This is a genomic window from Allobosea caraganae (assembly GCF_003351345.1).
In the GTDB taxonomy this organism is placed as follows: domain Bacteria; phylum Pseudomonadota; class Alphaproteobacteria; order Rhizobiales; family Beijerinckiaceae; genus Allobosea; species Allobosea caraganae.
Genome location: NZ_QQTO01000035.1, coordinates 122,007 through 142,095, shown reverse-complemented (window position 1 = coordinate 142,095; position 20,089 = coordinate 122,007). Strand labels below are relative to the sequence as shown.

General features: G+C 68.0%; 18 protein-coding genes. 4 read left to right on the top strand and 14 right to left on the bottom strand.

The annotated features are described in order from the left end of the window. Nucleotides 1–230: 230 nt before the first annotated feature. Nucleotides 231–788 carry a 16S rRNA (guanine(966)-N(2))-methyltransferase RsmD gene (gene rsmD / locus DWF00_RS24580; RefSeq protein ID WP_114830303.1) on the top strand — a complete coding sequence of 186 codons (558 nt, stop codon included), beginning with the start codon at nt 231–233 and terminating at the stop codon, nt 786–788. 8 nt (nt 789–796) lie between these two features. Here rsmD and DWF00_RS24575 read toward each other — a convergent pair whose 3' ends face one another. Then, a complete protein-coding gene (locus DWF00_RS24575; protein ID WP_147283730.1) occupies nt 797–1,405 on the bottom strand; it encodes a TetR/AcrR family transcriptional regulator in 609 nt (202 codons plus the stop codon). Nucleotides 1,406–1,710: 305 nt separating this feature from the next. Here DWF00_RS24575 and DWF00_RS24570 point away from each other — a divergent pair, with 305 nt between their 5' ends. Continuing rightward, the gene (locus DWF00_RS24570; RefSeq protein WP_210207903.1) at nt 1,711–2,070 is read left to right on the top strand and encodes an SDR family oxidoreductase; all 360 of its coding nucleotides are present in this window, start codon (nt 1,711–1,713) and stop codon (nt 2,068–2,070) included. Between the two features lie 49 nt (nt 2,071–2,119). Here the strand turns inward: DWF00_RS24570 and mutL are convergent, their stop codons facing one another. The 9 genes from mutL to DWF00_RS24525 form a co-directional block, all read right to left on the bottom strand. After that, nucleotides 2,120–3,925, bottom strand: a complete 1,806-nt coding sequence (gene mutL, locus DWF00_RS24565; protein ID WP_114830306.1) for a DNA mismatch repair endonuclease MutL — start codon at nt 3,923–3,925, stop codon at nt 2,120–2,122. 96 nt (nt 3,926–4,021) lie between these two features. Then, complete coding sequence (locus DWF00_RS24560; RefSeq protein ID WP_114830307.1) at nt 4,022–5,344, bottom strand: glucose-6-phosphate isomerase; 1,323 nt, start codon at nt 5,342–5,344, stop codon at nt 4,022–4,024. A 48-nt stretch (nt 5,345–5,392) separates the two neighbouring features. After that, nucleotides 5,393–6,688 (bottom strand): M16 family metallopeptidase, encoded by a 1,296-nt coding sequence (locus DWF00_RS24555; protein ID WP_114830308.1) that lies wholly within the window; start codon nt 6,686–6,688, stop codon nt 5,393–5,395. A gap of 58 nt (nt 6,689–6,746) precedes the next feature. Then, a complete protein-coding gene (locus DWF00_RS24550) occupies nt 6,747–8,042 on the bottom strand; it encodes a M16 family metallopeptidase (RefSeq protein WP_245974279.1) in 1,296 nt (431 codons plus the stop codon). Nucleotides 8,043–8,248: 206 nt separating this feature from the next. After that, on the bottom strand, nt 8,249–8,893 hold the full coding sequence (locus DWF00_RS24545) for a hypothetical protein (protein ID WP_114830310.1): 645 nt from the start codon (nt 8,891–8,893) through the stop codon (nt 8,249–8,251). Nucleotides 8,894–8,968: 75 nt separating this feature from the next. Further along, nucleotides 8,969–9,466 carry a signal peptidase II gene (lspA, locus tag DWF00_RS24540; RefSeq protein ID WP_114830311.1) on the bottom strand — a complete coding sequence of 166 codons (498 nt, stop codon included), beginning with the start codon at nt 9,464–9,466 and terminating at the stop codon, nt 8,969–8,971. 42 nt (nt 9,467–9,508) lie between these two features. Continuing rightward, on the bottom strand, nt 9,509–12,529 hold the full coding sequence (gene ileS, locus DWF00_RS24535; RefSeq protein ID WP_114830312.1) for an isoleucine--tRNA ligase: 3,021 nt from the start codon (nt 12,527–12,529) through the stop codon (nt 9,509–9,511). A 204-nt stretch (nt 12,530–12,733) separates the two neighbouring features. After that, nucleotides 12,734–13,717, bottom strand: coding sequence for a bifunctional riboflavin kinase/FAD synthetase (locus DWF00_RS24530; RefSeq protein ID WP_114830313.1), 984 nt, complete (start codon nt 13,715–13,717; stop codon nt 12,734–12,736). A gap of 213 nt (nt 13,718–13,930) precedes the next feature. Continuing rightward, nucleotides 13,931–14,374, bottom strand: coding sequence for a MaoC family dehydratase (locus tag DWF00_RS24525; protein WP_114830314.1), 444 nt, complete (start codon nt 14,372–14,374; stop codon nt 13,931–13,933). 251 nt (nt 14,375–14,625) lie between these two features. On the opposite strand from DWF00_RS24525, the gene DWF00_RS24520 reads away from it, so the two are divergent. Beyond that, nucleotides 14,626–15,009, top strand: coding sequence for a response regulator (locus tag DWF00_RS24520; protein ID WP_114830315.1), 384 nt, complete (start codon nt 14,626–14,628; stop codon nt 15,007–15,009). Between the two features lie 167 nt (nt 15,010–15,176). Here DWF00_RS24520 and DWF00_RS24515 read toward each other — a convergent pair whose 3' ends face one another. Continuing rightward, the gene (locus DWF00_RS24515; protein ID WP_425453177.1) at nt 15,177–16,052 is read right to left on the bottom strand and encodes a TIGR01459 family HAD-type hydrolase; all 876 of its coding nucleotides are present in this window, start codon (nt 16,050–16,052) and stop codon (nt 15,177–15,179) included. Between the two features lie 319 nt (nt 16,053–16,371). Further along, complete coding sequence (locus DWF00_RS24510) at nt 16,372–17,841, bottom strand: EAL domain-containing protein (protein ID WP_114830317.1); 1,470 nt, start codon at nt 17,839–17,841, stop codon at nt 16,372–16,374. Between the two features lie 254 nt (nt 17,842–18,095). On the opposite strand from DWF00_RS24510, the gene aptA reads away from it, so the two are divergent. Beyond that, nucleotides 18,096–19,436: an omega-aminotransferase AptA gene (gene aptA, locus DWF00_RS24505; RefSeq protein WP_114830318.1), complete on the top strand. Its 1,341-nt coding sequence runs from the start codon at nt 18,096–18,098 to the stop codon at nt 19,434–19,436. Nucleotides 19,437–19,444: 8 nt separating this feature from the next. Here aptA and DWF00_RS24500 read toward each other — a convergent pair whose 3' ends face one another. After that, nucleotides 19,445–19,699: a Txe/YoeB family addiction module toxin gene (locus tag DWF00_RS24500; RefSeq protein WP_114830429.1), complete on the bottom strand. Its 255-nt coding sequence runs from the start codon at nt 19,697–19,699 to the stop codon at nt 19,445–19,447. Between the two features lie 11 nt (nt 19,700–19,710). After that, entirely contained in the window at nt 19,711–20,001 is a 291-nt protein-coding gene (locus DWF00_RS24495; protein WP_425453176.1) for a type II toxin-antitoxin system Phd/YefM family antitoxin, read from the bottom strand. Between the last annotated feature and the right edge of the window lie 88 nt (nt 20,002–20,089).

Sequence of the window (20,089 nt, the reverse complement as noted above, 5' to 3'; positions counted from 1 at the left end):
AAGACGGCAAGCCGCATCAATCGGCTTCTCGGGGGCGCAGAGAGGGGCACAAGCGTCAGGCCCGCCGGCGGCAGGCCTTCAGGCGATCGTCCGCCCGGACGTGGCCCCGGCGGCAAGCCCGGTGGTGGACGGCCGTTCGGCGGCAAGCCGGCGGGTGGCGGCAAGCCCGGCGGCCGCGGTCCGCGCCCCGGCGGCGGTGCCCGCGGCAAGCGTGACTGAGGCTTAGAGCCATGCGCATCGTCGGCGGACGCTTCGGCGGCCGGCCTCTGGCCGGGCCGAAACCGGGGATCGGGATGATACGCCCGACCTCGGATCGCCTGCGCGAATCGCTCTTCAACGTGCTCGCCCATGCCTATGACGGCGTGACCGAGGGCGCGCGCGTGCTCGACCTCTTCGCCGGCACCGGCGCCATGGCCTTCGAGGCGCTGTCGCGCGGCGCCGCCTTCGCGCTGCTGGTCGATGACGGCACCGAGGCGCGCGGGCTGATCCGCGAGAACCAGATGGCCTTCGGACTGGCAGGCCTGAGCCGGATCTATCGCCGCGACGCGACCAAGCTCGGGCCGATCGGGCCGATGCCGGCCTTCGACCTGGTGTTCTGCGACCCGCCCTATCGCAAGGGCCTGGGTGAGAAGTCCCTGCTCTCGGCGCGCGAGGGCGGCTGGCTGGCGGAGAAGGCGCTGATCGTGCTGGAAGAGGCGGCGGATGCCGAGGTCGCGTTGCCCGAGGGCTTCGAGCTGCTGGAGCGGCGCGACTATGGCGAGACGCAGGTGCTGATCCTGCGCGCCTGACGCCTGCCTCAATGCGGCCGATAGGCCGCGATGAGCATGTCGATCATATGGTCGGCCTTCTCGTTCGAAGCGTCCTGCTCCTCCTCGCGCTCCGCGACGGCGAAAAGCTTCCGCAAGCTCGCGCCATGGACCATGACGTCGATGAGGAGGCGGGCCGAGGCGCGGCAATCATGCGGCTTCAGCCAGTCGTCCGCGACGCAGCGCTCCAGATAATCCGCCAGGACATTCTCGGCACCCATCAGGGCGGTGTCATAGAGCATGCCGGCGAAATGCGGGTGGCGCTCCGATTCGGAGATGACGAGCCGCTGCAGGCGGATGCAGCCGACCGTGCCGATGACGTCGGCGACCTCGCGGGCGAATTGCGCGAGCCCTTCGCGCGGGTCTTTCGGCAGCGAGCCCGGCTCCGGCAGCGCCGCCACGACGTTGCGGCAGGCTGCGGCAATGACAGCGGAGAACAAGGCGTCCTTGCTGCCGAAATGATCGTAGACGGTGCGCTTGGTGGTCTGGGCTCGCTCGGCGATGCGGTCCATCGACGCGAGCTGATAGCCGCCCTCCAGGAAAGCGGCCTTGGCCGCCGCCAGGATCGCCTCGTGCCTGGCCTGCGACGCCGCACTCATGCGGCGGCCGGCCGGGCGGATCCCGCGGTCGCAGGCGCTTCGCTCATCGTCGAATCCCAGCTTCACTCACATGTGAGGGTAGGTTCCGGCCCCGACAGCGGCAAGCCGCCTTGAGTGCAATGAACTTTACTATACGGTATAGTTTATTCACGAGAGACCCTAAAATGCCACCGCTTTCCCAACCCGGCCCGAACCGTCGCGCGTTTCTATCCAGCGTGGCCCTCCTCACAGCCTCGACGGCCACGGCTGCAAAAGCGCAGGACGAGAACGGCAGCGCTCGCGGCCAAAGATTCACGAACAAGGTCGTGATCGTGACCGGCGGCACCTCGGGCATCGACCTCGCCGCGGTGAAGGCCTTCGCGGCCGAGGGCGGGCGCGTCGGCTTCTGCGGCCGCCGCGAAGAGCTCGGACGGGAGATCGAGCGCGCGATCCGCGGCGCGGGCGGCGACGTCCGCTTCCTCCGCGCCGATATCCGCGATGCCGGGGAGGTCGAGCGTTTCGTCAACCGCGTCGCGGAGCTCTATGGCGGGCTGATCCCGGCTATGAGGCGAATGGCGACGGCGGAGGAGATCGCCCGCACCGTTCTCGCCATCGCCTCGGACGAACACCCTTTCATGACCGGCAGCACCGTCATGATCGATGGCGGCATGACGGCGCAGCTCTAGGATCCGCGCCTTCGCCTTGCCATCAGGCGCCTGCCGCGTCCGGGAGCGCCTAACGCCGCCCGAACAGCTTCTCGATATCGCTGAGCTTCAGCTCGACATAGGTCGGCCGGCCGTGGTTGCACTGGCCGGAATTGGGCGTGACCTCCATCTCGCGCAGCAGCGCGTCCATCTCCTCGGGACGCAGGCGCCGGCCAGCGCGCACCGAGTTATGGCAGGCCATGGTCGCCAGCACATGGTCGAGCCGGCGCTCCAGCGAGCCGGAATCGCCGTGCTCCGCAAGCGTGTCGGCGACGTCGCGCACCAGCTTCTGGAGGTTGCCGCCGGCCAGCGCGCTCGGCGCCTCGCGCACCAGCACCGCGCCGGGGCCAAAGGATTCGATGGTCAGGCCGAGCGAGGCGAGATCGTCGGAGGCGGCGTTGAGCCGGTCGGCATCGACCGGATCGAGCTCGACCACCTCGGGCAGGAGCAGCGCTTGGCGCGCAATGCCCGATCGCGCGCGCTCGGCCTTCAGGCGCTCATAGACCAGCCGCTCATGGGCGGCGTGCTGGTCGACGATGACCATGCCGTCGCGGGTCTGGGCGAGGATATAGGTCTCGTGGACCTGCGCGCGGGCGGCGCCGAGCGGCCGGTCGAGCGCATCCGGCGCGGGCTCCGCGACATGGGCGCGGGCGTCGGCGGAAGGAGCGGCGAATTCGGCGAAGCCGGATTGCGGCGGTTCGCCGAAGCTGGATGACGGGCTCGTCCAACCCGGGCCGGCCGGGAAGATCGGGCGCTGGATCGACGTGCCGTTGCTGCCGCCGGCGAAGACGGCACGGAAGGCTTCCAGCGTGCGGGCGCCGCCGGTCGTCGTGGCGCGATGGCCGGCCTCGGCGAGCGCCGCCTTCAGGCCGGAGACGACGAGGCCACGGACCAGAGCGGGATCGCGGAAGCGGACCTCGCTCTTGGCCGGGTGGACGTTGACGTCGACGAGGTTGGGCTCGCAGCCGACGTCGAGGAAGAGCACGGGGTGCCGATCGGAGGGCACGACGTCGGCATAGGCGCCACGCACGGCCGAGAGCAGGAGCTTGTCGCGCACCGGGCGGCCGTTGACGGCGAGGTGCACGCCGGCCGAGGTGCCGCGATGGAAGGTCGGCAGGCCGGCGAAGCCCGTGACGCGGAAGCCTTCGCGGGCGGCGTCGAGCCTGAGCGCATTCTCGGGGAAATCGCGGCCGAGCGCGCGGGAGAGCCGGCGCAGCTGCCCCTCTTCGCCAATCGGCTCGGCCGGCCAGTCGAAGCCGGTGACATGATCGCCGCCGAGCGAGAAACGGATCGCGGGATGCGCGATGGCGAGCCGGCGCAGCATGTCGGAGACGGCCTGCGCCTCGGCCCGGTCGCTCTTTAGGAACTTGAGCCGGGCCGGCGTGAAGATGAAGAGGTCGCTGACCTCGATGCGCGTGCCGGCGGCCGCGGCAGCGGGGCGGACGACGCCCTTCTCGCCGGCCTCGACGACGAGGGCGTGGCCCTGCTGGGCCTCGCGCCGGCGGGTGGTGATCGAGAGCCGCGCCACCGAGCCGATCGAGGGCAGGGCCTCGCCGCGGAAGCCGAGCGTGTCGATGGCGAAGAGGTCGCCGTCCGGCAGTTTCGAGGTGGCGTGGCGCTCGACGCAAAGCGCCAGGTCCTCCGGCGACATGCCGATGCCGTCATCGACGACGCGGATCAGCTCGCGACCACCGGCGGCGATCGTCACCGCGATGGTGTGGGCGCCGGCATCGATCGCGTTCTCGACCAGCTCCTTCACGGCCGCGGCCGGCCGCTCGATCACCTCGCCGGCGGCGATGCGATCGACGAGGATGGGGTCGAGGCGGCGAACGGTCATGTCTGGCCCAGCAGAAGCATTTTCAAGCGAAGTGGCTGCCGGTTCGCGTGGAGAAAATGCGTCGAATCAAAGAACCAGGCGGGCTAACGCGAATCGTCAGCCGCGCCCTTCGGCAAGATAGCGCTTGGCGAGGAGCTTCGCCTCCTCCACCGCCGGCTGGTCGAACGGATCGACGCCCATGGCGTAGCCGGTGAGGATCGTCTCCAGCATGAAATGCATCAGGATCTCGCCATGCACGGTCTCGTCGACATGATCGACATGGAAGCGGCGCACCGAGCAGCCATTCTTGGCGAAGGTGTCGACCATCGCGACGCCCTGGGCCGCGACGAGATCGCCGATCGTCTTGCCGGCGAAATCCGCATCGCCGATCACGCTGGCAAGGGCGGCATCGATCTTCGGACCCTTGCCCTTGGCGCCGACGGTCAGCACCGTGAAGAACTTGTCGCGCGGGCCGCCGAGGTAGAGCTGCTGCTGCGAATGCTGATCGACCGGGCCGAGCGCGCCTACCGGCTGCGTGCCCTTGCCGTCCTTGCCCAGGCTCTCGGCCCAGAGCTGGACCCACCAGCGCGTCAGCAGCGCGAGCTTGTCGGCATAGGGCATCAGCACGGCGATGCCCTTGCCCGAGCGCATGGCGGCAAGGTGCAAAGCCGCGCCGAGCGCAGCCGGCACCTCGCGCACGCCCTTGCCGGCAACGAGCGGCGCCAAAGCCTTGGCCGCCCCAGTGCGCAGCGCCTCGATGTTCAGGCCGAGTGCCGCGGCCGGCAGCAGGCCGCAATTGGTCAGCACCGAGTAGCGGCCGCCGACGCCGGTGTGATGGTCGAGGAAGGGCGTGCCGAAGGGTTCGAGCAGCGCGCGCAATGCGTGCAGCTTGCCGGGCCTGGCCGGCTCGGACAGGCCCTGGAAATGCCAGCCGAGGCCGGCATCGGCGATGCCGGCGCCGCGCAAGGCCGTGATCGCCGCAATGGTCTGCAGCAGGGTCTCGCCGGTGCCGCCCGATTTCGAGATCGAGACGAATTTCGTGGTCTTCAGCGGCAGCTTCTTGAGCAGCGCCTCGTAGGTGAGCGGGTCGAGGTTGTCGATGAAATGGACGCGCGGCTCCGGCAGGAAACTGGAGAGGCCGGTCGTACCGTAGCCCGTCAACTGCGCCAGCGTCTGGCCGCCGAGGCTGGAGCCGCCGGTGCCGAGCACGAGGATGTCGGTCGCGCCCTCGCGCAGGCGCTTGGCGGCTTCGTGGACCGGCGGCAGGTCAGCGGTGTCGGAGGGCAGGCCGAGCAGCGGCAGGGATTTCGCCTCGGCCTCGCCCTTCAGGCGAGCGAGCGCGGGGGCAAGATCGGCCAGCGCTTTCTCGAAGGCGGCATCGGGGATGCCGCCCGGGCCGACACCGGATTCAAGCGCGAGATCGAAGCTTTGCTGCAACATGGCGTGTGATCCGTCGTCGGGAGGAGAGAAGAGCGATGGCTGTGTCCGTCAGGCGAGCCCGACCGGGCGGCCGACAGCCTGCACGAGCAGGCGCGGATCGCCGAAGAAGCGCCTGGCGACGCGCTTGACGTCGTCGAGCGTCACCGCGGCAAAGTGCTTGTTGCGCTCGCCGAGATAGTCCGGGCCGTCGCCCCGGATGGCAAGGTTGAGGAGCTCCCCGGCGATCTTGGGCGAGGTGTCGAAGCGCAGCGGGTAGGAGCCGATAATGTAGCGCTTGGCTTCCTCGACCTCGTGCTCGCTCGGCCCGTCATTGGCGAGCTTGAGCATCTCCTCGCGGATGACAGCGAGCGATTCCGCCGCGCGGTCGTTGCGCGTCGCGGTGCCGCCGATCACCAGGGCACTCTCGCGTAGGGGGAGCAGGCTGGAGGAGACGCCATAGGCGAGGCCGCGCTTCTCGCGCACCTCGAGGAAGAGGCGCGAGGTGAAGGCCGAGCCGCCGAGGATATGGTTCAGCACGCTCGCCGCGATGAAATCGGGATCGTGCCAGGTCGGGCCGGGGCCGACGAAGCGCAGCACCGTCTGGGGCACGTCGAGATCGATGACATGGGTCTCGCCGAGGCCCTGGACGGCGATCGGCTCTGGCGGAAGCACGCGCGGCGAACCGGCCGGCAGGGCGCCGAAGACCTGATCGAGCCGGCGCGACAGCTCCTCGGCGGTGATGTCGCCGACCACGACGATCTTCAGCCCGGCGCGGGTGAGCAACCCGCCCGAGAGCGCCTTCAGCCCGGCAGGCTCCATGCGCGAGACGCTGTCGATATCGCCGTGCTCCGGCCGGCCATAGGCGTGGCCGGGATAGGCGGCGGCGAAGAGCGCCTTGCGGCAGAGCGTCTCGGGGTTCTGGGCCTGGCGCTGCAGGCCGGCGATGACCTGCGACTTCACCCGCGCGACCGCATCCGCATCGAAGCGCGGCGCGTTCAGCGCCAGCGCCAGCAGCTCGAAGGCGGTGTCGCGATGGCTGGAGAGGGTCTGCATCTGGCCGTGGAAATCGTCGCGGCGCGCATCGAAGCCGAGGCTGATGGCATGGTCGGCGAGCTTGCCCTGGAAGGCCTCGGCGTCGAGGTCGCCGGCGCCCTCGTCGAGCAGGCCGGAGACGAGATAGGCGCTGCCGGCCGAATTATCGGGATCGCGGGTCGCACCACCGTCGAAGGCGAAGTCGACCGCGACCAGCGGCAGGCTGTGCTCCTCGACCAGCCAGGCCTCGATGCCGGCGGCGGAGCGAACCGTCTGCACCTTGAGCGCGGGGCCGGAGAGCGAGAGCGGAGCGACGGGAATAGGCGCGTTCATGACGTGTCCTGACGGCGGGGCGCCTTCGCCCCACCCAATTTGGAGAAGGGCGCCGGCCTCAGGCCGACGGCAACAGCAGGCCGGTGACCGAACGGTCCGGCTTGAGATAGCGGCGGGCCGCTTCGACCACGGCATCGCGGCCGACCGCTTCGATGCGCTGCGGCCAGGACAGCACGTCTTCGACCGTCTCGCCGACCGCGAGGGCCGAACCGAAGATGCGGGCGAGCGAGGACTGGCTGTCGCGCGCGAAGATCGTCTCGGCGACGAGCCGCGTCCGGGCGCGGGCGAGCTCGACCTCGCTCGGCCCCTCCGCGAGGAAGGTCGCGAGCGCGGCGTCCAGGCCCGCTTCGAGCTTGTCCATCTCGGTGCCGGGGCGCGGGCTGGTCGAGAGCTGGAAGGCGGCGCGGTCGACCATCGAGCCCATGAAGTAGGCGCTGGCGCCGGCGGCGATCTCCTGCTCGACGCAGAGCTTGCGGTAGAGCCGCGAGGTCGTACCACCGCCCAAAATCTCGGCCGCGAGTTCGAGCGCGAAGACCTCGTCGCGATCGCTGGCGCTGAGATAGGTCGGCGTCAGCCAGGCGCGGCGCAGCGAGGGCTGGTGCACGCGCGGATCGGAGAGCGCGACGCGGCGCGCGGCGCGCGGGTCGGGCTCGGCCGGGCGCTTGCGCAGCGGCGTGGCGCCGGTGCCGGCGATCTTGCCGTAGGTCTCCTCGGCGAGCTTGCGGACCTCAGTGGCGTTGGTGTCGCCGGCGACGACGAGGATCGCGTTCTCGGGCGTGTAGAAGCGCTGGTAGTAGGTGAAGGCGTCGTCGCGCGAGAGGCCCTCGATCTCATGCTCCCAGCCGATGACCGGCGTGCCATAGGGGTGGTGCACGAACAGCGCCGAGGAGAATTCCTCGCCGAGCTGGGCGGCCGGGTCGGCATCGACGCGCATGCGCCGCTCCTCCAGCACCACGTTGCGCTCAGGCGCGACGACGCTCTCGTCGAAGGCCAGCCCGGTCATGCGGTCGGCCTCGTAGTCCATCATCGCGCGCAGGTGCTCTTTCGGCACGCGCTGGAAATAGGCGGTGTAGTCGAAGGAGGTGAAGGCGTTCTCCTGGCCGCCATAACCGGCGACGATCTTGGAGAACTCGCCGGCCGGCCAGCGCGCCGTGCCCTTGAACATCAGGTGCTCTAGGAAATGCGCGATGCCGGACTTGCCCGCCGGATCATCGGCCGAGCCGTTGCGGTACCAGACCATGTGGGTGACGACCGGCGCGCGCGTATCCGGCACGACCACGACATCGAGCCCATTGCCGAGCCGGAAGGATTCGACCGGCTGGACAGCCTCGCTCTGGCGCAAATGCACGTTCACCTTCGACCAGCTCCCTGGAACAGCGCCCACAGGACAGCAGGCGTTTGATGAACATAGGCACGCGGTGCGGCGACCGCCAGAACCGAATGGCAGATGTTTCCCGCGCGGCCTCGGCCATGCGCGCGGCGCAGTCTTGGGCCGGAGGACAACCTCAAGCCCAGGAGCTCAAGCCCAAGACGGAGCGATGACCGCGCCGCCCCGTCCCGTCACTGGCTCGGCGGCTTCTGGCCGGTCACGAATTCGAGCTGGCCGACGGCCTGCCTGTCCTCGACCGGACCACTCTGGCCGGGGCCGAGCGGCGCCGAGCCGACGGGGCGGCGATAGCCGGTCGGCGGCTCCGTCAGCAGCTGACGCGCCGGCTCGGAGCCATAGGTCAGCTTGGAGAGGTCGTCCTGGTTGCGCTGCGAGGCGAGATCGCGGCCGATGCGGATCGGCGCGATCTGGTTGTTGTAGTTGTTGAGCTCTTCGGTGGTGATGTTCCCGGCCGATTGCTGCTGCAAGGTGCGGCCGCGGCGCAGCTCCTGCTGGCTCAGCATCGGGTTGTTGCGGTACTTCTCGTTCTCGGTCGGGATCAGCGAATTGCGCGCGGCCTCGCGGCGCGCGGCGACGTCCGGGTCGTTCGGCCAGGCGGCATTGCGCGTCGAGGCCGGATCCTGCGGACGCGGCAGCGCGGACGAAGGCGGCACGACCAGCGGCGGGCGCTGGCGATAATCGATGTTATCCTCGCTATTGCCCATCACGCCCTGCATGAGGCGCTGGAAGAGCATGCCCTCCTGGGCGAAAGCCGGCGACGCCGCCAGCAGCAAGCCACCAGCCACGACGAGCTGCGGAATGCGGTTGCGGTAAGCCATGTCAAACCTCCCTCGGGACTTCCTCATTCCCGTCTCAACATCAGACGAGCGGCGAAACGATGGCAAGAGCCGAACTCAGGCCGCCTTTTCCGCACCGGGTCGCAGCGACTCATAGAGCAGACCGATCACTCCCACAACGATGGCGGCGTCGGCGATATTGAAGATATACCAGCTAAAGCTGCGATAATACAGATGGACGAAGTCGACGACCGCACCGTAGACGGCCCGGTCGACGCCATTGCCGAGCGCTCCACCAATGATCAGCGCGAGGCTGACCACGGTGAGCCGGCCGCTCGCGTTCCAGAGCCAGCGCCCGAGCCAGATCACCGCGGCGAAGGAAACCACCACCAAGAGCCAGCGCCCGAGGTCGCTGTACTGCTGGAAGAGCCCGTAGGAGATGCCGCGGTTCCAGGCGAGCACGATGTCCATGAAGGGCGTGACCGCATAGGGGCCGTTCTCGGCGATCCTGACGCCGAAGAGCAGCCAGAGCTTGCTCGCCTGGTCCAGCACGAAGACCAGGGCGACGATCCAGAGGCCGAGGCGGCGCGGCGAGGTCAGACTTTCCTGGCGCATGTCCTGATCGGAAAACCGGTCTCCACTTTTCCCGGACATGCGCTACGCCACCTGCCCGAGCTCGCGCAGCGCCTTGGCGTCGCGCGGGGTCACGTCGGGATAGCCGGGCTCGGCCGTGGCCGGGTCGAAATATTTCCACGAGCGGGCGCATTTGACGCCGGCCGCGCGCTCGGGGACGACCGCGACGCCCGGCACGTCGGCAAGGCGGAAGGCCTCCGCAGGCCCCTCGCCCGCGACGACCTTGACGCCGGAGGTGATGCAGGCCTCGGCGAGATCGAGGCCCAGCAAGGCGGCGCGCAGGTCTGGATCGGCGACGTGGACTTCCGGAGCCGCCTCCAGCGAGGAGCCGATGCGCTTGGCGGCGCGCTCCAGTTCGAGCGCCCCGGTGACGGCGCGGCGGACGCGGCGGATCTTGCTCCAGCGCTCGGCGAGCTCGGGATCGAGCCAGCTCGCGGGCGCCTCGGCAAAGAGCTCGAGATGGACGGAGCCCTCCGCCTTCTTCTCGGGATAGCGTTCGAGCCACGCTTCCTCGCCGGTGAAGACCAGGATCGGCGCGAGCCAGGTCGTCAGGCAACGGAAGAGATGGTCGACGACCGTCAGCGCGCTCTTGCGGACATGGCTCGACAGCGGGTCGCAATAGAGCGCGTCCTTGCGGATGTCGAAATAGAAGGCCGAGAGCTCGGTGTTCATGAACTGCGAGAGCAGCGTCACCACGCGCTTGTAGTCGTAGGTGCGGTAGGCGTCGGCCACCTGCGGACCGAGCTCGGCCAGCCGGTGCAGCATCAGCCGCTCCAGCTCCGGCATCGAGGCGGGATCGGCGACGCGGATGTCCTCGCTGAAATGCGCCAGCGTGCCGAGCATCCAGCGCATCGTGTTGCGCAGCTTGCGATAGGTCTCGACGAAGGTCTTGAGGATCTCCTTGCCGATGCGCAGGTCGTCGGAATAATCGGCCGCGGCAACCCAGAGGCGCAGGATGTCGGCACCGGATTCCTTGATGACGTCCTGCGGCGCAGTGACGTTGCCCTTCGACTTCGACATCTTCTCGCCCTTCTCGTCGAGGCAGAAGCCGTGGGTCAGGACGATGTCGTAGGGCGCGCGGCCGCGCGTGCCACAGCTTTCGAGCAGGCTGGAATGGAACCAGCCGCGATGCTGGTCCGAGCCTTCGAGGTACATGACGCGGTCGTTGCCGCCCTCGCCGCGGCGACGGGCGCGCAGATCGGGGCGCTTCTCCAGCGTGAAGGCATGAGTCGAGCCGGAATCGAACCAGACGTCGAGCACGTCGGTGACGCGCTCGTACCTGGCCGGATCGTAGCCGAAGGGCTTCAGGAAACGCGCGCCGTCGGTGTCGGTGAACCAGGCATCGGCACCCTCGGCTTCGAAGGCGTCGGCGATGGCGGCGTTGACCCTGGCGTCGACCAGTATCTCGGCCGTATCCTTCTCGACGAAGACGGTGATCGGCACGCCCCAGCTGCGCTGGCGCGAGACCACCCAGTCCGGGCGGTTGGCGATCATGCCGTTGATGCGGTTCTCGCCGGCGGCGGGCACCCACTGCGTGTCCTTGATCGCACTGAGGGCGACCTCGCGCAGCGTGCGGTTGCCGAGCGCATCGACCGCCTTGTCCATGGCGATGAACCATTGCGGCGTGTTGCGGAAGATGACCGGCTTCTTCGAGCGCCAGCTATGCGGATACTGATGCTTCAGCCTTCCGCGCGCGACGAGATGGCCGGAGGCCGCGAGCGCCTTGATGACGGCCTCGTTGGCATCGCCCTTCTCGCCCTTGTCGGTGATGACCTGCCTGCCCTCGAAGCCCGGAGCCTCCTTGGTGAAGCGGCCATCGGCATCGACGGTGTAGGGGATGCGGGTCTCGATGCCGCGCTCGGCCAGCTTGCGGCCGCTCGCAGTCCAGATGTCGAAGTCCTCGCGGCCATGGCCCGGCGCGGTGTGGACGAAGCCGGTGCCGGCATCGTCGGTGACGTGGTCGCCGTCGAGGAGCGGGACGTCGAAATCGTAGCCGTGGCCGCGCAGGGGGTGGGCGGCGGTCGAACGTTCAAGAACGGAGGCGTCTACGGTCATCAGCCGCACGTAAGCGCCGACCTTGGCCGCCTTGAACACCGATTCCGCAAGCGTATCGGCAATGACATACAGGCTTCCGGCCTTGGCCCAATTGCCTTCGGGGGCCTCTGTCACGCGATAGAGGCCATAGGGCACCTTGCGCGAGTATGAGATCGCGCGGTTGCCCGGCATCGTCCAAGGCGTGGTCGTCCAGATCACGATCGCCGCGTTCCGAAGGTCAGCGGCGTGCTCGACCGTGTCATGGAAGGTCGTTTCGGTGGAGTTGGAACCGGACACCGGGAACGGGCCGGGCACATCGATCAGCGGGAACGCCACGAACACCGTATCGCTGACGTGCTCCTCGTACTCGACCTCGGCCTCGGCCAGCGCGGTCTTCTCGACCACCGACCACATCACCGGCTTGGAGCCGCGATAGAGCTGCGCCGTCTCGGCGAACTTCATGATCTCGCGGGCGATCTGCGCCTCGGCCGGATAGGCCATGGTCAGGTAGGGATCGGCCCAGTCGCCCTCGACGCCGAGGCGCTTGAACTCCTTGCGCTGCACGTCGACCCAATGCTCGGCGAAGGCGCGGCATTCCTTGCGGAACTCGACGACCGGGACGTCGTCCTTGTTCAGGCCCTTGGCGCGGTACTGCTCCTCGATCTTCCACTCGATCGGCAGGCCGTGGCAGTCCCAGCCCGGCACGTAGTTCGAGTCGTGGCCGAGCATCTGCTGCGAGCGGACGACGAGGTCCTTCAGGATCTTGTTGAGCGCGTGGCCGATATGGATGTTGCCGTTGGCATAGGGCGGGCCATCGTGGAGCACGAAGCGGTCGCGGCCCTTCGCGGTCTCGCGCAGCTTGCGGTAGAGGTCCATCTTCTCCCAGCGGGCGAGCAACTCCGGCTCGCGCTGCGGCAGGCCGGCGCGCATCGGGAATTCCGTCTGCGGCAGGAAGAGGGTCTGCGAATAGTCCCTCGTCTTGGAGTCTTGGGCGTCAGGCTTGTCGGTCATGATTCCGGCTCGGACATCTCGGACGGGCGGGCCTTGCGGCGCTGCGCGGCGTCCTTCGGGAGGGGAAAGCGATACTCATCCCGGCTTCACGCAAGCCTGCGCTGGTCTAGCGCGAGGCGGCGGCAGCCGGGCCCGTAATTCGCCGGAAGGAAGCTATGGTCGTGGCGCGATGAGCGAGCATGACCGGCTTCTAGCAGGCTGGCGCTAGCGAAGGAAGGGTGGCGTACGCGCCAGAATGGCGCGGGCCTCGGCACTGTCCTTGTCCATCTGCACGATCAGGGCATCGAGCGAATCGAACTTCGCCTCGCCACGCAACCAGGCGACGAGCACGACATCGACGATCTTCCCGTAGAGATCGCCGGAGAAATCGAACAGGAAACTCTCCAGCCTGGGCGCGCCGTCGTCGAAGGTCGGGCGGCTGCCGAAGCTGGCGACGCCGTCGCGCCAGATGCCGTCCAGCTTCATCCGGACGGCGTAGATGCCGTATCTGAGGCGGCAGTCGCGGGCGAGATGCATGTTTGCGGTGGGATAGCCGAGATCACGGCCGCGCTTGTCGCCATGGGCGATCTCGCCGCGCACGAACCAGACGCGGCCGAGCAGATCGGCGGCGCGGGCGACGTCGCCCGCTTCCAGCGCGGTGCGGACGAGCGTCGAGGAGACCGGCTCGCCGTGCCAGGAATAGGGCGGCACGACCGAAACGGGGACGCCACGCGCCCCTCCCCGCGCCTGCAGCATCTCGGGCGACCCGGTGCGGCCCTTGCCGAAGTGGAAATCATAGCCGCAGACCAGCCCGGCGGCGCCGAGGCGGCCGAGCAGCAGGTCGTCGATGAAGCTCTCGGCGCTGACCGCCGCGATCTCGCGGTCGAAAGGCAGCACGAAGCTGCCCACGAGCCCGGCCTGCGCCAGCAATTCGAGCTTCACCTCAGGCGAGGTCAGGCGGAAGACCGGCTGTTCCGGCTTGAAGACCGTGCGCGGATGCGGCTCGAAGGTGAAGACCGCCGCCGCGCAGCCGCGCTCGGCTGCCATCGCGGTTGCGACCCGCGCCAGCTCGGCATGGCCGCGATGGACGCCGTCGAAATTGCCGAGCGCCAGCACGGCGCCGCGCAGGGCCTCCGGCACGGCTGCGTCGCGGTCAAGAACGAAGCTCTGAGGCTGGCCGGGAAGCGGCGCAGCGGCAGGACGGGTCATGGCTCGAAGGGTTCCGCCTCGGCGGGGTCAGAGCAGGATGCAGAAAAGTGGGAACCGGTTTTCTGCATTGATCCTGCTCTAACTTTTAAACAGAGACGGATTCACGCTTCCCATGGAAACGCTTTGCGTTTCCATGGGAAGCGATCCGGCTCTAGCCCGCGCGGGCCAGTCAATGGCGGCTGGAGCGTACAGCGTCAAGAACGCGGCGTCGGATCACGCTTTCGCCTGCACGGGCGGCAGCGCCACCCAGGCCTCGCCTTCGAGCACCGGCTTGCCGTCGACGACGCATTCGCAGAACAGCCGGGCGCGCCGGCGCTCGACCACGAGTTCGGCGATCTCGACCCGGGCGGTGACGACGTCGCCGATCTTGACCGGCGCCAGGAAGGTCAGGGTCTGTGAGAGATAGACCGCGCCAGGGCCGGGCAGCTTTGTGCCGAGCAGTGCCGAGACCAGGCTCGCGGTCAGCATGCCATGGGCGATGCGTTGGCCGAACTTGGTGTTGGCGGCATAGCGGTCGCAGAGATGGATCGGGTTGGCGTCGCCCGACAGGTCGGCGAAGAGCGAGACGTCGCGCTCCATCACCGTGCGCATCAGGCTCTCGCTCTGGCCGACGGCAAGATCCTCGAAGGCGTGGACCTGATAGGAGCTGCTGTTCATAAGCGTGAGTCCGAACACCTTAACGCCGCGGCAACCATGCTGCGATGCAACATAACCTGACACAGCGGAAGCACCTCTGCCATGCGACTTTGGTGCTTAGACTCTCACCGACCCAACGCTCGCTCAAACATTCGATTAACGGCTTTGAAACGCCGCTGCCCTATCACACCTGACCATAGGTCGCCTCCCTGAGATGGCGGCCTCGGCGCGGGCATCATCCTGCGCCATGCCTGTTTGCTTGGAGCACCGCAATGGCTCTCGACCCATCCATGCCTATCCTCGTAGTCGACGACTACCAGACGATGGTGCGGATCATCCGGAACCTGCTCAAGCAGCTCGGCTTCGAGAATGTCGACGACGCCTCCGACGGTTCCACCGCTATCGCCAAGATGCGCGACAAGAAATACGGGCTGGTGATCTCCGACTGGAACATGGAGCCGATGACGGGTTTCGAGCTGTTGCAGCGCGTGCGCGAAGAAGACGCGCTGTCGCAGACGCCGTTCATCATCGTGACTGCTGAGTCGAAGACCGAAAACGTCATCGCCGCCAAGAAGGCCGGCGTGAACAACTACATCGTCAAGCCGTTCAACGCGCAGACGCTGAAGACCAAGATCGAGTCGGTCTGCCAGGCTTGAGGCCGGCCCGCGACCACCAGCAGGTCCCACCGCCTCTTCCCGTCATGGCCGCCCTTGTGGCGACCATCCACGTCTTTGCTTGCGATGAACGTTCAAGACGTGGGTGCTCGGGACAAGCCCGAGCATGACGGCGGGCTCCATGAAATTCGCGTTGCTCTCAACGCCCCTCACCACACCAGATGCGGTATCGCGTAGTCCGGCCGGTGGGTCTGGCGCGAGAACCAGTCGTGACGCTCGGCCCAGGACTGCGCGACAAGGTCCTGCGCATGGATGCCGGCCAGCACCATCACGCTCGTCGCGTTGAAGGCGTTGGCGCCGGCGATGTCGGTGCGGATCGCATCGCCGATGGCGCAGACGCGCTCGCGTGCGATCGGCCCGCCGCGCTTCACTTGGGCCAGTTCCAGCGCCATCTCGTAGATCGGGCGGTGCGGCTTGCCGGCATAGATCACCTGCCCGCCAAGCTGCTCGTAAGCCAAAGCGAGCGAGCCGGCGCAGGGCACGATCTTGCCGCCGCGATCGACCACCAGGTCGGGATTGGCGCAGATCAGGATCAGGCCGCGCCTGGCGAAATCGTCGAGCAGCTCGGCATAGGTGTCGACAGTCTCGCGCTCGTCGTCGAAGAAGCCGGTGCAGAGCACGTAGCGCGCCTGCGCCGACGCGACCCGCGGCGCGTCCAACCCGGCGATCAGCGGCAGGTCGCGATCCGGCCCGAGCATGTACATCGGCTCGCCCGAGCGCTGCTCGATCAGCGCCCGGCAGACGTCGCCGGAGGTGACGACCGCATCGAAGGCCTCGTCCGGCACGGCGAGCTGGGCCAGCTGCGTCAGGATCGCCTGGCGCGGGCGCGGCGCATTGGTGACCAGCACGACCGCCATGCCCTGCCGGCGCATCGCGGCCAGCGCCTCGACGGCCTCGCGATGGGCGGCGACGCCGTTATGGACGACGCCCCAGATGTCGCAGAGGCAGAGGTCGAACTTGCCGGCGATCTCGGAAAACCCCGTCAGGGCCTGGGTAAGGGGCTGCTCAGGCTGCAATGGTCTCACTCCGCCGGGCTCAAGGGACGACATGACGCCACGCCGGCTTGCCATCGAGCCATGAGGGCTTGATGTCACCGGCGCGACTGCCGCCATGCTCTATGCCATGATGCGCCGCCCCGGAACCTGGAAAAACAAAGTGTGGGAGCCCTCTCCTAGAAGGAGAGGGTTGGGTGAGGTGTAGGCCGTTGGACGCTGCTGCCGTAACCTGATCGCCGTCCCCAATGAGTTTCACTGGTGTTCTGGCCTACACCTCACCCTGCCCTCTCCTTACAGGAGAGGGTTCCCCGCGCTTCTTCTGTAAGATCGGCGCGCCTGATTTCGATCGTCAGGCGCTGGCGCGGCGCAGGACCGAGCGGAAGGAGACGCGCTCCGGCCGCTCCTCCTGAGGTTCAGAGGCATTGGCGACCACTCCGGGATAGCCAGCAAACGCAGCCGCGACCGGGCGCGCAGGCGCCTCGGCAGGAATCGGCCCGGGCTGCCTGGCAGGTTCGGGGTCGGCGAAGACATCCGGCTTCACCGGGCGCGGCGGCGAGAAGACCAGGCCCTGCGCATGGCCGACGCCGAGCTCGATCATGTCGGCGACCGTCGGGTTGTCCTCGATCTTCTCGGCGATGAGCGTGACCGAAGCGCGCGCCAGCAAGGCTGAGAGGTCGGCCGGGGCGATATCGCCCGACGTGCCGTTCGCCTCGGCCTGCAGCAGGGCGGCGGGCACCTTGACGAAGCGGACGCCGCGATCATGCAGCGCCGCCGGATCGAGCCTGAGATCGCCGACCTGATCGAGCGCGAAGCGCACACCATTGGCCGACATGGCACCGAGCAGGCCCAAGCTGGAGGGCTCGAGCGCCCGGAAGACGCGCTGGGGCATCTCGACGACGAGATGGCCGGCGTGCTCGCGGTATTTGTCGAGGATGCGCGACAGCGTCACCAGGGCCTGCGGCGAGCCCCAGGTCGCGCCGCTGAAATTGCAGGAGACGAAGATGCCGCCGTCCTTGCTGCCGAGATGGCGCGCGATCGCCAGCGCACGGGTCAGCACGAGCGCATCGAGCGTCGGGCCGAAGCCGCGCTCCTCGACGATCGAGAGGAATTCGGCTGGCAGCAGCAGCGTGTCCTCATCGAGCCGCAGCCGCACCAGCGCCTCGTAGCCGCGCGTCCTGCGTTGCGGCAATTGCACGATCGGCTGGAGATGGACCTCGATCTTGCCCTCGGCCAGGGCGGCGCTGATGACCGCGGCCCGCTCCTCGGCGGCGCGCAATTGCCCGGCCTGGATCGCCTCGGCGCGTTCGGCCGCGAGCGCATCGAGCCGCGCCAGCCGGGCGGCCTCGGGATCGGGCGTCATGACGACGGGAATAACGGGCGTGGGAGCAGGCGCGCGACGCATCTGCGCAGCAGCGGCGATCTGCTCGTCATGGTCCGCAAGCGTGGTCGCCACCTGCTGCAGGAGATCACCAAGCAGGCCGACCTCGGCCGTCAGCTCGTTGATGGCGGCGCGGGCCGGAGCGGCATCGACGTCGCGCATCGGCATCTGGTCGACGCGGTGCGCGAGATTATCGACCTTGATCGCGTTGGTCGCCATCCTGACCTTGACCTCGCCGAGCGCCGCGAAGATCTGCTCGCGCTGCGCCAGCCCCCGCCGCTCGGTGAGGTGCATCGTCCCGGCGAAACCGGCGCCGGCCAGCAGCAGGCCAACCGCATTCGCGAGCGCGCCGGGCAGCAGCAGGACCGTCACCGCGCCGGCCGACAGGCCGATGACGGCGCTGGCGAGAGGATGCAGGGCAGCAAGGCGGACAGGGGCCAAGGCGACGACCGCAAAAGGTTGATCGGGAAAGGGAACGCGGCGAATCACTACGTTGCGTCAACACTATCCCGCAGCCGGCACGCATGCGAGGGCCGGAAATCGGCGCGCCCGCGGCGGATCGAAGAAAGCGGTGGACCAAGACGGTGCCGGCACCGACCGGCCGCAGCGCATAGTGGTGCCCCGCCCGGGCCGCGATTTACAGCCGGCTCCGGGCTGTTAGGGTGAGCCGCACCTCAGCGAACAGGACCTGCGCAATGACATCTGCCCCGCGACCGATCGGCACTCCGAACGATCTCGAAGCCTACTGGATGCCGTTCACCGCGAACCGGTCCTTCAAGCAGAACCCGCGCATGGTCGCCCGCGCCGAGGGCATGTTCTACTACACGCCCGAGGGCAAGCCGGTGATGGACGGCACGGCCGGGCTCTGGTGCTGCAATGCCGGCCATGCCCGCGAGCCGATCATCCAGGCGATCCAGGCGCAGGCGCGCGAGCTCGACTACGCCCCCTCCTTCCAATACGGCCACCCCAAAGTGTTCGCCGCGGCGGCGCGGATCGCGGCACTGGCGCCGGGCGATCTCGACCACGTCTTCTTCGCCGGCTCCGGCTCGGAAGCCGCCGACACGGCGCTGAAGATCGCGCTCGCCTACTGGAACATCTCGGGCAAGGGCGCCAAGACAAGGCTGATCGGCCGCGAGCGCGGCTACCATGGCGTCGGCTTCGGCGGCATCTCGGTCGGCGGCATGGTCAATAACCGCAAGTTCTTCGGCGGGCTTCTGACCGGTACCGACCACATCTCCCATACCTATGACCGCGAGAAGCAGGCCTTCAGCAAGGGCGAGCCGGATTACGGCGCGCATTTCGCCGATGACCTGGAGCGCGTCGTCACGCTACACGACGCCTCGACCATCGCCGCCGTGATCGTCGAGCCGATGGCGGGCTCGACCGGGGCGCTGCCGCCGCCGAAAGGCTATCTCAAGCGCCTGCGCGAGCTCTGCGACAAGCACGGCATCCTCTTGATCTTCGACGAGGTCATCACCGGCTTCGGCCGGCTCGGCTACGCCTTCGCAGCCGAGCGCTACGGCGTCATCCCCGACATGATCACCTTCGCCAAGGGCGTGACCTCGGGCACGGTGCCGATGGGCGGCGTGCTGGTGCGCAAGCACATCTACGACGCCTTCATGGGCGGGCCGGACAACGTCATCGAGCTGTTCCACGGCTACACCTATTCCGGCCACCCGCTGGCGGCCGCGGCCTCGCTGGCGACGCTCGACCTCTATCGCGAGGAGGGCCTGTTCGAGCGCGCCCTGGCGATGGAGCCGATGTGGGCCGATGCGGTGATGAGCCTGAAGGGCGAGCCGAACGTGGTCGACATCCGCACGGTCGGCATGGTCGGCGCGGTCGATCTGGCGCCGCGCGCGGAGGGCGTAGGCAAGCGCGGCTACGAGGCGATCGAGCGCGGCTTCCACGAGGAAGGCCTGATGATCCGCACCGCCGGCGATACGATCGCCTTCTCGCCGCCGCTGATCATCACGGAGAGTCAGGTCGAGGAGCTGATCGGGAAGCTGCGGCGGGTGATCCGGGCGGTGGCGGGGTAATCCGCCGGTCAGTAGTGATAGCGGCACTGCGCGATTTCGAGCCGGTTCTCTATCACGCGATAGATCAGCCTGTGCTCGTCGGTGATGCGGCGCGACCACCAGCCGGCGAACTCGTGCTTAAGCGGTTCGGGTTTGCCGCGACCGGTAAACGGCGTGCGGGCGGTTTCATTGATCAACCGATTCAGCTTGCCGACGATCTTTCGATCGGCGGTTTGCCATTCCTGGTATTGGGCCCAACCGCGACTGCTGAAAGTCACATCCAGCGCCACTGACGTTATTCCGCAGCCTGCTTGTCCGTCTTGATCGGGCGGAAGACACCAGCCTCTTCGTCGAACTCGACTTGGATACCCTCACCGCGCTCAAGTTCGGCAATCGCCTCGTTAAGCGCCTTCGCATTGGCCGGGCTGGCGTTCAGGTATCGCGTCTCCTCGTAGGAGCCGAAATCCTCGAGCGAGAGCAGCACCGCGGTCTTGCCGTTGGCGCGGGTGACGATGACCGGGTCATGATCGTCCGCCGCCTGATCCATGATCTTGGCGAGGTTCTGCCGGAGGTGGGAATAGGTCACGACTTTCATGGGAAGAGTTGTACAGGATTTTGGACAATGGCGCCAGATTTTCCTTCTCCCCTCGGGGGAGAAGGTGGCTCGGCGCAGC